The organism is Streptomyces sp. NPDC055239 (assembly GCF_053606205.1).
Genome location: NZ_JBSGRD010000003.1, coordinates 452,747 through 465,001, shown reverse-complemented (window position 1 = coordinate 465,001; position 12,255 = coordinate 452,747). Strand labels below are relative to the sequence as shown.

The following is a 12,255-nucleotide window of genomic DNA, read 5'->3' as shown; positions in this document are numbered from 1 at the left end:
GGCCAGTTCAGTTCGGCTTTTCACTGAGGGGACACAGCAATGGAATCGTCGCGTGAACCAGACATCTATGACGTGGTGGGCATCGGGTTCGGACCGTCCAACCTGTCACTCGCCGTCGCGCTGGAGGAGAGCCCGGACCCTGTCACGACCGCCTTCTTCGAGCGCCAGCAGTCTCTCGGCTGGCACCGCGGCATGCTGCTGCCGTCGGCGAAGATGCAGGTCTCGTTCCTGAAGGACCTGGCCACGTTCCGCAATCCGGCGTCGCGGTTCAGCTTCATCTGCTACCTGCACGATGTGGGGCGCCTCACGAGGTTCGTGAACAACCAGGACTTCTTCCCCACCCGGCGGGAGTTCCACGACTACCTCGAATGGGCCGAGTCGAAGCTCACGCAGCCGGTCGCCTACAACTCGGAGGTGACCGCGATCGGCCCGGCGCCGACAGCCGCACAGGGGGCCATCGACCGCGTACGGGTCACCGTGCGCGACGCGGCCGGTGGTTCGCGCGAGGTCGACACGCATAACGTCGTCATCTCCACAGGGCTGGTCCCCAGGATGCCGGTCGGCTTGGAACCCGACGAATTCGTCTGGCACAGCTCGCAGTTCCTGCACAACTTCCGCGAGCGGAAGGACTCCGACCTGAAACGGGTCGCGGTCGTCGGGGGCGGCCAGAGCGCGGCCGAGATCGTCAGGTACCTCTACGATCACCTGCCGAACGCAAAGGTGTCCGCGATCATCCCGTCCTACGGGTACTCCATCGCCGACGACACCCCCTTCGCGAACCAGGTGTTCGACCCCGATGCCGTGGACAGCTACTACCACGGCTCGCAGCGGTCCAAGGACGCCGTGTGGCAGTACCACAAGAACACGAACTACTCCGTGGTGGACGACGAGGTGATCCGGGGCCTGTACGAGCGGGCCTACGAGGAGGAGTTCAGCAAGGGCGACCGGCTGCGGTTCCTCAATCTGGCCCGCGTGGTCGACGTCAAGCGCGTCGGCAACGACACCCGCATCACTGTGCACTCCCTCGAGACCGAGGAGTCGTACGACCTGGATGTCGACGTCCTGGTCTGCGCCACCGGCTACGACCCGATGGACCCCGCCGAGATCCTCGGCAAGCTCGACGCCTACTGCGTACGCGACGCGGACGGCCGGCACAGCATCGGCCGTGACTACCGGCTGGTCACGACCCCTGAACTCGACTGCGGGATCTATCTGCAGGGCGGCACGGAGCACACGCACGGTCTGGCGTCGTCGCTCCTGTCGAACATAGCCACCCGCAGCGGAGAGATCGCGCACTCGATCACGGCCCGACGATCCAGGGCCCAGGAGAAGGGAATCAACGCATGAGCACCAACCCGTTCGACGACGACAACGGCCGGTTCCACGTGCTGGTGAACGAGGAGGGTCAGCACTCCCTGTGGCCGGCCTTCTCCCCGGTCCCGGACGGCTGGCGGGCGGTATTCGGCGAGAGCAGCCGGACGGAGTGCCTCGACTACGTGGAGGCGAACTGGGTCGACATGCGGCCGAGGAGCCTTCGCGAGGCCATGGCCGGGGACTGACAGAGCGCGTTGAAAGGGAATGGCATGACAACTCCGGCCGAGCGATGGGGTATTCACCCCGAGCACTTCTGGCTGTACGGGCGCCGACCGGAGCAGCCGGTTGAGTTCGACGAGAAGATGAACGCGTGGAACGTCTACGGCTATCCCGAGGCGATCGAGGTCCTCAGCGACCCGGGGACGTTCTCGTCCCACATGGCGCGCCTGCTTCCCATGGGCGCGGACGAATCGTTCACGGAAGGCGATCTGCTGCAGACGGATCCGCCGGACCACCGCGAGCTGCGCAAGCTGGTCAGCCGCGCCTTCACCCCGAAGATCGTGGCCGACCTCGAACCGCGGATCAGCGCGCTCACCCACGAGCTGCTCGACGCGCTGGCCGACCGGGACGAGTTCGACCTGATGGCCGGTCTGGCGTATCCGCTCCCCGTGACCGTGGTGGCAGAACTGCTGAGCATTCCGAGCAGTGACCGTCATCTGTTCGAGCGGTGGATGACGGAGATGGTCCACAGCCTCGGCGATGTCTCGATGGAGGACGACGCCGAGGAGCAGGAGCGCATCTTCGAGGCCAGCATGGCGCCGATGCGCAAGATGCTCGACTATCTGCGCGAGCACACGGCCGAGTGCAGGCGGCGGCCGGCGGAGGATCTGCTCGGCACGCTCATCCAGGCGGATCTGAACGGGCAGCGACTGACCGACAACCACATCGTCAATTTCGCCAAGATGCTCCTGATCGCGGGGTATCTGACGACCACGATGCTGATCGGCAACACGGTGCTGTGCCTGGACAGCTATCCGGACCAGGCGGCGCGAGTCCGCGACGACCGTCTCCTCGTGCCGGGTCTGCTCGAGGAGTCGATGCGGTTCATGAGCCCGGTGGCGGCCACGTACCGGGCCACCACCAAGAAGGTGGAGATCGCCGGGCAGCGGATCGAGGCCGACCAGATGGTCATGGTCTGGTACGGGGCGGCGAACCGCGACGCCCGGCAGTTCGCCGATCCTGACGTGTTCGACATGACACGCGGGCCCAACCCGCACCTCGGATTCGGCCGCGGAATCCACTTCTGCCTCGGCGGGCCGCTGGCCAGGATGGAGGGCAGGGTCGCGCTCAACATCCTCTTCGACCGCTTCCCGAAGCTCCTCACGGACCCGGACAGGCCGCCGACGTTCATGCCGGGCTTCGACACCACCGGCGTCAGCACGCTCCCGCTGCGCACCTCGCCGTAGTCACGGTCCGCGCTTCGGGAGAGTCGGCCGTGGCCACGATGACGCCATCATGGCGCAGTTTGTAGCCACGGAGTACTGGCTGGTGAGCGCGCGGATCGCCTGTCACGGACTGTCCGTGGCGACCAGCGCTTGTATATGGCGCCATTGTTGTGCCACTATGGCGTTATGAACCTGACGCCGTACGTCGACAGTCTCCGCCGCGAGTTCCTCCTCGCGGCGGAGGCCACGGGCGAGGAGAATCTCCTCGTGGCGGAGCGCCTCGCGCCCTCGCTCGACGCGTCGGCCAGGCTCACCCTGCTGAACGCGCTGTCGACCGCCGCGGACGAGATCTCCCGTGATCTCGCGCCCGGGGCGGTCGACGTCCGCCTGCGTGGCCTCGAACCGAATTTCGTGGTGACGGCGGCGGCGCCCGGATTCGGTGCCGAGAATTTCCCGGCCGCGGGCCCGTCCGCCGCGAACGGCACGGTGATCCCGGCGGCCGAGGAGGAAGGCACCCCGGCTCGCATCAACTTCCGCCTGCCCGAGCACCTCAAGGCGCGGATCGAGGAAGCCGCTGGGCGGGAAGGGCTCTCGGTCAACGCCTGGCTCGTACGGGCCATCACCGCGAACCTCAACGGCGTCGGCCGCTCCGAGTGGCGGGTGCCACCCGGGGACCAGTACAACGTCGGCTGGGTGCGGTAGCGCACACGCAAGCGGCTCATCAGGGAAGGCTGACATGCCCACTTTCGACACTCCTGAACCGATCTCCGCCACCATCGAGTTCTCCGCGGGCAGTATCTCCGTCACGGCGAGCCGACGGGACGACACGGTGGTCGAGGTCCGTCCGACCGACAGCTCCAATGCCGCCGACGTGAAGGCCGCCGAACAGGCACGGATCGACTACGCGCAGGGCAAGTTGCAGATCAAGGCGCCGACACAGATGCTCCCCTGGCCCGGCTCTTCGCGTCGCCACGGCTCTGTCGACGTGGCGATCGAGCTGCCCGAAGGCTCCCATGTGCGCGGTAGTTCGTCCTCGGTGACCCTGCGCGGCGAAGGCCGCCTCGGTGAGTGCCGGTTCGAGTCCGCGCAGAGCGACATCCGCCTCGAGGAGACCGGCCCGCTCCGCCTCACCACATCACGTGGCGAGATCAACGTGGTCCGGGTGGTCGGCAACGCCAAGATCGTCAACGGCTCGGGGGACGTACGTGTCGACGAGATCGACGGAGCTGCCCTGATCGGCAACGACCAGGGCGAGGCCAGAATCGGCGACGTCACCGGGAACCTGCGCCTGACCGGGATGAACGGCGACTTCCACGTCGAGAGGGCGCACGCGAGTGTCGAGGCCAAGACGGCCCATGGCAGCGTCCGGATCGCCGAGATCATCCGCGGTTCGGTCGTGGTGACGGCATCCTCGGCCGAGATCGAGATCGGTATCAAGGAAGGGACCGCGGCGAAGCTGGACGTGAGCACGCTGTCGGGCAGGGTCCGCAACTCCCTGAAGGTCGTCGGGGGTCCGGCGAAGTCCGACGAGATCGTGGAACTGCGCGTCCGCACCTACAGCGGCGACGTCGTCATCCGACGTTCCTGACCATTTCCGTGAACTCGGCGGTGCCCGGTCCACGGGTCGCCGCCGACGAGAGACAGGCCCCGGCGGGCGTAGAGCTCAAGAGCCCGCCGGTGGCCCAGGCGGCCCGGGTTCCTTCATCCCCCGCGGGGGCCCGGGCCGCCACCCGAACCAGGCCCACACCCGGAGAGACACGTGTGAAGATGAGGGATCAATTATGACGACGCGCGAGACGATCGTGCTGGATGTCGATGGCCTCCGCATGCGCTACGGCACGACCGACGTCCTCAAGGATGTGAATCTCCAGGTACGCCACGGTGAAGTGGTGTGCCTGCTCGGACCGAACGGGGCGGGCAAGACCACCACGCTCGAGATCCTCGAAGGCTTCCGTATGCGGTCGGCAGGCCGGGTCGAGGTCCTCGGCGCCGATCCGGCGCACGGCGACGAGAACTGGCGGGCACGGGTCGGTGTGGTGCTCCAGTCGTGGCGGGACCACGGCAGGTGGCGGGTGCGCGAGCTCCTCGCGCACCTCGGCATGTACTACGCCCGTTACTCCACCGAGCAGATCAAGCGGCCGTGGGACCCGGACGAACTCATCGCCGCGGTGGGCCTGACCGCGCAGGCGGACAAAAAGGTCCGGATGCTCTCCGGCGGGCAGCGCCGCAGGCTGGATGTCGCGGTGGGCATCGTGGGCCGCCCCGAACTGCTCTTCCTCGACGAGCCCACGGCCGGTCTCGACCCGGTGGCCCGGCGCGAGTTCCACGACCTCGTCGACCGTCTCGCCGACGAGCAGGACACCACGATCGTGCTCACCACCCACGATCTGCACGAGGCCCAGAAGCTCGCGGACCGCATCATGATCCTCAACGGCGGGCGGATCGTCGCCGACGGTACGGCTCAGGAGCTCGCCGAGCGGATCGTCGGCGAGGACACGGTGCGCTGGTCCCGTGACGGCCGCGACTTCGTCCGCTCGACAAGGGATTCGACCAAGTTCGCCTTCGAGTTGTTCCGGCAGTACGGCGAGGACATCACGGATCTCGAAGTCCGGAAGGCCACGCTGGAGGACACGTATCTCTCGCTGGTGCGACAGCCGTCCGATGAACCCGAAGAAGAACCAGAAAAAGAAACAGAGACAGAACCAGAAGCAGTGAGCGAGCTGGGGGAAGTGACCCGATGAACGAGACTGCACTGCGAGCGGGCTGGTCCCGCGGCCTGATCGAACTGCGACAGTCGTTCACCAACGGTGGCGACCTGTTCAATCACTTCTTCTGGCCCGTGCTGATGCTGATCGTGACGTTCTTCCTGCGGGACGTGTCCTTCGGTGACAGCGGATTCGAACTCGGCACCCTGGTGCTGCCCGGCATCCTCGGTATGAACGCCGCGATGGCCATGGTGTCCATGAGCCAACTGCTCACCGCCGAGCGCGAGGACGGGACCCTGCTGCGGGCCAAGGCGACCCCGAACGGCATGCCGGCCTACTTGATCGGAAAGATCATCTCGGTGGCGGGCGGCGTCATCGTCGACCTCGCGATCTTCCTCGTACCCGGCCTGTTCATCATTCCCGGCCTCACGATCAGCAGCCTGAGCTCCTGGCTCACCCTGGGCTGGGTACTGGTGCTCGGCCTGGTGGCCACCCTGCCGATCGGCGCGGTCCTGGGATCGGTGTTCAGCAGCGCACGCAGCCAGGGACTCCTCACGCTCCCGATCCTCGCGATGATCGGAACCTCCGGGATCTTCTACCCGGTCACCTCCATGCCCGACTGGGTGCAGTGGATCGCCCAGGTCTTCCCCATCTACTGGCTCGGGCTCGGCATGCGCTCCGCGCTGCTGCCCGACAGTGCGGTCACCGTCGAGATCGGCGATTCCTGGCGCCATCTGGAGACCGTCGGCGTCCTTGGGGCCTGGGCCGTCCTCGGTCTTGTCCTCGCGCCCATCGTGCTGCGCCGCATGGCCCGGCGGGAGTCCGGCTCGACCATGGCCGAGCGTCGCGAGAAGGCCCTGCAGCGAGTCGGCTGAATTGGTCCGCGTCCTGTTCGGCACGATGGCGCGACAGCGGAATTCGGCTGTGATAAAGGGAAGTTGCGCCTTCGGGGGCACTGAATTGTACGCCGTGAACCCTGTCCCGTCGCCAGGACAGGAACAGGACGGTAAAGGGTCATGGAGAGCCGGGCGAACCTTGACATCGGCAAGGCCTCGCTTGAACACTGAGGCAGCCTGCTGAATTCGGCGCCCATTCTCCTAGGCATTCATGACTCTTTCACGGAAGGACACGACTGTGACCTCGCCCGTCGATCAGTGGGAGTTTCACCCCGGCCATTTCTGGATGCGTGGAAAGCGGCCGGAGAAGATTGTTGACTACGACGAAGAGTTGCAGCTGTGGAATGTCTACGGATATCCCGAGTGTGCTGCGATACTCGGAAACCCCAAGACCTTTTCAAGTGACACCATGCGTCTTGACCCCATCAAGCTCGACGAGTCGATAGTCGAGGGCGACTTCAGCCACACGGACCCGCCGAAACACCGCAAGCTGCGCGGACTTGTCGACCACGCGTTCACCCCGGGCCTCGTGGCCAAGCTCGAGTCCCAGGTGCACGGGATCGTCCACGAGCTGATCGACGGCATCGAGGGGAAGAGCCAGTTCGATCTGGTGGCGGACTTCGCCGCGCCACTGCCGCTGATCATGATCTCCGATCTGCTGGGCGTCCCGGCGAGCGACCGGGCCCTGTTCCGGCAGTGGATGGACAAGATGCTCGACGGCTCGGAGAAGTTCGAGTCGCCCGAGACCGTCCTGGAGCAGGAGAAGGAGCTCGAGAAGGAGCTGGAACTGCTGTGGGAGATGCGCGACTACTGGCATCAGCGGGCGGCCGAGAGCAGAAAGCACCCCCGCGAGGACCTGATCAGCCAGCTCGTGCACGCCGAGGTGGACGGTGAGCGGCTGAACGACAGCCAGATCTCCAACATCGCCAACCGGCTGCTGGTCAACGGTCACCTCACCACGGCCATGCTGATCGCCAACACCGTGCTGTGCATGGACGCCTTCCCCGACCAGGGGGCCCGCGTGCGGGCGGACCGTTCGCTGGTGCCGCCGCTGCTCGAGGAATCCATGCGGTACATGAGCCCGATCTGCGGAGTGGGCCGGGCGACCAACGTCGAGGTGGAAGTGGCCGGACAGGTCATCCCCAAGGATCAGTTGCTGCTCGTGTGGACCGGGGCGGCCAACCGTGACGAGCGGCAATTCGAGAACCCGGACATGTTCGACGCGGGGCGATCCCCCAACGCGCACCTGGGTCTGGGGCGCGGCATCCATTTCTGTGTGGGCCGGCAACTGGCCCGTATGGAAAGCAAGGCGGCAGTGGAAATCCTGCTGGACCGCTTGCCCACCCTGCGGACCGACCCGGCGAACGCCCCGTCGTTCCTTCAGGTGGTGGATGCCAGCGGCGTCGCCACACTCCCTGTCGTCCAGTAGGTCGTCACCCAGTAATCCGTTGGATCCCGGTAAGGAGAAGTGTGATGACGACGGTCGTCGACCGCTGGAACATTCACCCCGACCATCTCTGGCTGCGGGGGAAGCGGCCCGCATCCCCGGTGGAGTTCGACGAGGCGCAGGGGGTGTGGAACGTCTACGGATACCCCGAAGCGCTGGAAATGCTCAACAACCACGGGACGTTCACGTCCAACCTGGCGCATCTCCTTCCCGTCTCCGTCGACGCCCCGCTGCTCGAGGGCGACATGTCGCAGATGGACCCGCCCATCCACCGCAAGTACCGCCAGCTCGTCAGCCGGGCCTTCACCCCCAAGCTTGTCGCCGCCATGGAATCGCGGATCGAGACGATCACCGGTGAACTGCTCGACGCGGTGGAGGGCAAGCCCGAGATCGAGATCGCCGCCGACCTCGCGTACCCGCTGCCGGTCATCGTCATCGCCGAACTTCTCGGAGTCCCGGCCAGCGATCGCGACCTGTTCAAAAAGTGGGCGGACGACATCATCGAGGGCTTCAGCGGGTTCTCGTTCCTCGACGACAGCGGGCAGGGCGAGCAGGACGTCCGTGACGCGACGGAGCGACTGCGGCCGCTGCTCGACTACATGGCCGAGCACGTCACCGACCGTCGGCGCCACCCCCGCGAGGACCTGCTCACGCATCTGGCCCTTGCCGAGGTCGACGGTGAGAGCCTCACCGACAACGAGATCGTGAACGTCGCGAACATCCTGCTGATCACGGGCCACATCACCACCACCATGCTGCTCGGCAACACGGCCCTGTGCCTGGACGCCTACCCCGAGGTGGCCGCGAAGGTCCGTGCCGACAGGTCGCTGGTGCCCGGCGCCATCGAGGAGGCGCTGCGGCTGCTGTCCCCGTCGGCGGCGCTCGCACGGGGAACCAGCGCCGAAGTGGAGATAGCCGGGAAGGTCATTCCCAAGGACCAGATCGTCATGCTCTGGCTGGGTGCGGGCAACCGTGATCCCCGCCAGTTCGAGGACCCCGAGACGTACAACCCCGCCCGGGACCCCAACCCGCACTTCGGCTTCGGCCGCGGCATCCACTTCTGCATCGGCGCCGGTCTTGCCCGGCTCGAGGGCCGTATCGCGCTGAACGCGCTGTTCGACCGCTTCCCGGTGCTCAGGACCGACCCGGCCACGCCGCCCACGTTCTTCCCGACACCCGACATGATCGGCGTCAACACGCTGACCCTGCGCACCTCCTGAGAGGAAATGGCTTGTCCGCCAACGGAGGGGAAGCGGAAACCGCCCCCATGGAACAGTCGTTGACCCAGATGACCCTCGGCTACGTGCCGGCGCAGGTGCTCCACGCCGCAGCGGAACTGGGCGTGGCCGAGGCCCTTGGAGACGGCCCGCCGCGTGATTTCGGCAGTCTCGCCAAGGAGACGGGTACGGACCCGGCGGCGCTGCGCAGGCTGCTCAGGGCCCTCGCCGGACTTGGCGTGGTCACCCAGCACGACGCCGAACGCTTCTCGCTCACCGAGCTCGGCGGCCGACTGCGCGCCGACGCGCCGGACTCCGAGCGGGACGACATCGTGCTCTCCACCGCCCCGGAGCTGTGGCGGGCCTGGGGCGAGCTGTCGGCCGTCGTACGGAGCGGAGGGCCCGCCCACGACCCGGCCACCGGTCTGACGGCCCACGAGGCGATGCTGCGGCACCCGGAACTGTCGGTGAAGCTGCGTGCGGGCATGGCGCAGGCGACGCGGGAGTTCGCGTCCGGCGTCGTCGGAGCGTACGACTTCTCCCGGTTCGGCACGGTGGCCGACTTCGGCGGCGACGAGGGCACCTTGATCGCGGCGATCCTGGGTGCGGTGCCCGGCCTTCGGGGCGTGCTCCACGACCGGCCACAGGCTCTGGAGCGGGCTCGGGCCGTACTGGGCGCCGCGGGTGTCGCGGACCGGTGCGAGGTCGTGGCCTGCGACCTCGCCGAGCCGGTGCCGGTGCCGAGTGGAGCCGACGCGCTGGTCCTGAACAACATCGTCCGCGACTGGGGCGACGAGAGGGCGACCGCGCTGCTGCGCAACTGCCGTGCGGGACTGGCCCCTGAGGGGCGGCTGCTCCTGGTGGAGACACTCATGCCGCCGGTTCTGGCCCCGGAGGAGTCCGCCGCGTACGGCCTGACGGATCTCAACAACCTGGTCTTCACGGGCGGACGGGAACGCACCCGGGACGAATACGCCGAGTTGCTCGACGCGGCGGGCTTCACCCTCTCGGCGACCGTGGCCGTGCCGGTCCCCACGGGTATGCCGGACTACCACGTGATCGAGGGCACCCTCGCCTGACCGTCGCGGAGCCGCCCGTCCTCCCCACCGGATCGACGGGGAGGATGGGCGGCTCTTCTGGTGGTTTGTCCCGTGGCGAAAAGCTGGGGTGGTTTGGTGCAGGCCAGTACCCGCGTCCGTGAGATCTCGCGAGATGTGGGAGCGTGAGCAGGTGAGTGAGACGACGATTGCCGCCCTGCAGTACCGCTTCGACGGCCCCGAAGACGCCCCTGTGCTGATCCTTGGGCCCTCCCTCGGTACCACCTGGCACATGTGGGACCGGCAGGTGCCCGAGCTGGTCAAGCAGTGGCGGGTGTTCCGTTTCGACATGCCCGGACACGGCGGTGCACCCGCGCACCCCTGCGGGTCCGTCGGCGAGATCGCCCAGCGGCTGCTCGCCACCCTCGACGAGGTCGGCGTGCAGCGCTTCGGCTACGCGGGCTGCGCGTTCGGCGGCGCGATCGGCGCCGAGCTCGCCCTGCGGCACCCCCAGCGCGTCGCCTCCCTGGCGCTGATATCCGCCTCTCCGCGCTTCGGCAGCGCCGACGAGTTCCGCCAGCGCGGGGTCATCGTGCGGAGCAACGGGCTCGACCCCATCGCGCGTACGTCCCCCGAGCGCTGGTTCACGCCCGGCTTCGCCGCAGCGCAGCCCGCGATCACCGACTGGGCCGTACAGATGGTGCGTACGACCGACCCGGGCTGCTACATCGCCGCCTGTGAGGCTCTCGCCGCCTTCGACGTGCGTGCCGAGCTGGGGCGGATCGGGGCGCCCACGCTCGTCCTGGTGGGGTCGGAGGACCAGGTCACCGGGCAGGGCGAGGCCCGTACGCTCGTCGCCGGCATCCCTGACGCCCGCCTCGCCGTCGTGCCGGGCGCCTCTCACCTCGCTCCCGTCGAGCAGCCCGCCGCCGTCACCGACCTGCTCGTACGGCACTTCTCCACCGCCTGGCAGCTCGCCACCGACGGCACCGGTACGCACGCGGCGATCAGCGCACCGCCCGTCAAGCCGGTGCTCGCCCCGCCGCTGCCCGTCTTCCCCGTTGCCGAGATCGGCCCCACGGAGCAGCCCGAAGCCGTCGGCGGCGGTCGCCCCGACCCGTACGAGGCGGGGATCAAGGTCCGTCGCGAGGTGCTCGGCGACGCGCACGTCGACCGCGCGCTCGCCGCGGCGGAGGACTTCTCCACGGACTTCCAGGAGCTCATCACGCGCTACGCCTGGGGTGAGGTCTGGAACCGGCCCGGTCTCGACCGGCGCTCCCGCAGCTGCGTCACGCTCACCGCGCTCGTCGCGGGCGGCCACCTGGAAGAGCTCGCCTTCCACACCCGCGCCGCCCTGCGCAACGGCCTCACCCCGCAGGAGATCAAGGAAGTGCTCCTCCAGGCGGCCGTCTACTGCGGTGTCCCCGCGGCGAACTCCGCCTTCAAGGTCGCCCAGGAAGTGATCCGAGAGGAAACCACGCCCCAGGAGTAGCAGGATGGGGTGATGACGACCGCCGCGAAGCGCATCAAGCTCACGAAGAAGACGCACGCCTGTGTCCGCCTGGAGCGGGACGGCCAGAGGCTCGTCATCGACCCCGGCGCCTTCAGCGAGGAGGACGCGGCGCTCGGCGCCGACGCGATCCTCGTCACGCACGAGCACCCCGATCATTTCAGCGAGGACCGGCTGCGCGCCGGCATGGAGGCCAACCCGGCCGCCGAGATCTGGACCCTGCGCTCCGTCGCGGAGAAGATCTCGGCCGCCTTCCCGGGCCGGGTGCACACCGTCGGGCACGGCGACACCTTCACGGCCGCCGGGTTCGACGTGCAGGTGCACGGCGAGCTGCACGCCGTGATCCACCCGGACATCCCGCGGATCACCAACGTCGGCTATCTGGTCGACGGCTCGGTCTTCCACCCGGGCGACGCGCTGACCGTTCCCGATCAGCCGGTGGAGACGCTGATGCTGCCGGTGATGGCGCCCTGGAGCAAGATCTCCGAGGTCATCGACTATGTGCGCGAGGTCAAGCCGCAGCGCGCCTACGACGTCCACGACGCGCTGCTCACCGATCTGGCCCGGCCGATCTACGACTCGCAGATCGGGTCCCTCGGCGGCGCCGAGCACCTGCGGCTCACGCCGGGGGAGTCCGCCGAACTCTGACCGGCCGGACCGAGAGTGTCAGTGGCGGCCGGTAGG

At 67.8% G+C, this 12,255-nt stretch carries 12 protein-coding genes; all 12 read left to right on the top strand.

Annotated elements, in window-relative coordinates:
• Positions 1 to 39: 39 nt before the first annotated feature.
• The 12 genes from ACWFRJ_RS12995 to ACWFRJ_RS12940 all read left to right on the top strand — a co-directional run bounded on the left by ACWFRJ_RS12995 (position 40) and on the right by ACWFRJ_RS12940 (position 12,219).
• Positions 40 to 1,347 carry a lysine N(6)-hydroxylase/L-ornithine N(5)-oxygenase family protein gene (locus ACWFRJ_RS12995; protein WP_453528306.1) on the top strand — a complete coding sequence of 436 codons (1,308 nt, stop codon included), beginning with the start codon at positions 40 to 42 and terminating at the stop codon, positions 1,345 to 1,347.
• Positions 1,344 to 1,559 carry an MbtH family protein gene (locus ACWFRJ_RS12990; protein ID WP_453528303.1) on the top strand — a complete coding sequence of 72 codons (216 nt, stop codon included), beginning with the start codon at positions 1,344 to 1,346 and terminating at the stop codon, positions 1,557 to 1,559. The genes ACWFRJ_RS12995 and ACWFRJ_RS12990 overlap by 4 nt, the downstream gene beginning before the upstream one ends.
• A gap of 24 nt (positions 1,560 to 1,583) precedes the next feature.
• Positions 1,584 to 2,780, top strand: a complete 1,197-nt coding sequence (locus tag ACWFRJ_RS12985; protein ID WP_453528300.1) for a cytochrome P450 — start codon at positions 1,584 to 1,586, stop codon at positions 2,778 to 2,780.
• A gap of 165 nt (positions 2,781 to 2,945) precedes the next feature.
• Positions 2,946 to 3,461 (top strand): toxin-antitoxin system HicB family antitoxin, encoded by a 516-nt coding sequence (locus tag ACWFRJ_RS12980; RefSeq protein WP_453528297.1) that lies wholly within the window; start codon positions 2,946 to 2,948, stop codon positions 3,459 to 3,461.
• A gap of 34 nt (positions 3,462 to 3,495) precedes the next feature.
• Positions 3,496 to 4,347 (top strand): DUF4097 family beta strand repeat-containing protein, encoded by an 852-nt coding sequence (locus tag ACWFRJ_RS12975; protein WP_453528294.1) that lies wholly within the window; start codon positions 3,496 to 3,498, stop codon positions 4,345 to 4,347.
• Positions 4,348 to 4,540: 193 nt separating this feature from the next.
• The gene (locus ACWFRJ_RS12970; protein ID WP_453528291.1) at positions 4,541 to 5,500 is read left to right on the top strand and encodes an ABC transporter ATP-binding protein; all 960 of its coding nucleotides are present in this window, start codon (positions 4,541 to 4,543) and stop codon (positions 5,498 to 5,500) included.
• Positions 5,497 to 6,339, top strand: coding sequence for an ABC transporter permease (locus ACWFRJ_RS12965; protein WP_453528288.1), 843 nt, complete (start codon positions 5,497 to 5,499; stop codon positions 6,337 to 6,339). Before ACWFRJ_RS12970 ends, ACWFRJ_RS12965 begins: the two co-directional genes overlap by 4 nt.
• A 430-nt stretch (positions 6,340 to 6,769) precedes the next feature.
• Positions 6,770 to 7,789 (top strand): cytochrome P450, encoded by a 1,020-nt coding sequence (locus tag ACWFRJ_RS12960; protein WP_453528285.1) that lies wholly within the window; start codon positions 6,770 to 6,772, stop codon positions 7,787 to 7,789.
• 44 nt (positions 7,790 to 7,833) lie between these two features.
• Positions 7,834 to 9,027, top strand: coding sequence for a cytochrome P450 (locus ACWFRJ_RS12955; protein ID WP_453528282.1), 1,194 nt, complete (start codon positions 7,834 to 7,836; stop codon positions 9,025 to 9,027).
• Between the two features lie 47 nt (positions 9,028 to 9,074).
• Positions 9,075 to 10,103 carry a methyltransferase gene (locus tag ACWFRJ_RS12950; RefSeq protein WP_453528279.1) on the top strand — a complete coding sequence of 343 codons (1,029 nt, stop codon included), beginning with the start codon at positions 9,075 to 9,077 and terminating at the stop codon, positions 10,101 to 10,103.
• A 151-nt stretch (positions 10,104 to 10,254) separates the two neighbouring features.
• Positions 10,255 to 11,553, top strand: a complete 1,299-nt coding sequence (pcaDC, locus tag ACWFRJ_RS12945) for a bifunctional 3-oxoadipate enol-lactonase/4-carboxymuconolactone decarboxylase PcaDC (RefSeq protein ID WP_453528276.1) — start codon at positions 10,255 to 10,257, stop codon at positions 11,551 to 11,553.
• Between the two features lie 33 nt (positions 11,554 to 11,586).
• Positions 11,587 to 12,219, top strand: a complete 633-nt coding sequence (locus tag ACWFRJ_RS12940; protein WP_453529618.1) for an MBL fold metallo-hydrolase — start codon at positions 11,587 to 11,589, stop codon at positions 12,217 to 12,219.
• Positions 12,220 to 12,255: the final 36 nt, after the last annotated feature.

Excerpts from the sequence above, each read along its gene's own strand:
- ACWFRJ_RS12995 (WP_453528306.1), top strand. The coding sequence starts at position 40 with ATGGAATCGTCGCGTGAACCAGACATCTATGACGTGGTGGGCATCGGG.
- ACWFRJ_RS12990 (WP_453528303.1), top strand. The coding sequence starts at position 1,344 with ATGAGCACCAACCCGTTCGACGACGACAACGGCCGGTTCCACGTGCTG.
- ACWFRJ_RS12985 (WP_453528300.1), top strand. The coding sequence starts at position 1,584 with ATGACAACTCCGGCCGAGCGATGGGGTATTCACCCCGAGCACTTCTGG.
- ACWFRJ_RS12980 (WP_453528297.1), top strand. The coding sequence starts at position 2,946 with ATGAACCTGACGCCGTACGTCGACAGTCTCCGCCGCGAGTTCCTCCTC.
- ACWFRJ_RS12975 (WP_453528294.1), top strand. The coding sequence starts at position 3,496 with ATGCCCACTTTCGACACTCCTGAACCGATCTCCGCCACCATCGAGTTC.
- ACWFRJ_RS12970 (WP_453528291.1), top strand. The coding sequence starts at position 4,541 with ATGACGACGCGCGAGACGATCGTGCTGGATGTCGATGGCCTCCGCATG.
- ACWFRJ_RS12965 (WP_453528288.1), top strand. The coding sequence starts at position 5,497 with ATGAACGAGACTGCACTGCGAGCGGGCTGGTCCCGCGGCCTGATCGAA.
- ACWFRJ_RS12960 (WP_453528285.1), top strand. The coding sequence starts at position 6,770 with ATGCGTCTTGACCCCATCAAGCTCGACGAGTCGATAGTCGAGGGCGAC.
- ACWFRJ_RS12955 (WP_453528282.1), top strand. The coding sequence starts at position 7,834 with ATGACGACGGTCGTCGACCGCTGGAACATTCACCCCGACCATCTCTGG.
- ACWFRJ_RS12950 (WP_453528279.1), top strand. The coding sequence starts at position 9,075 with ATGGAACAGTCGTTGACCCAGATGACCCTCGGCTACGTGCCGGCGCAG.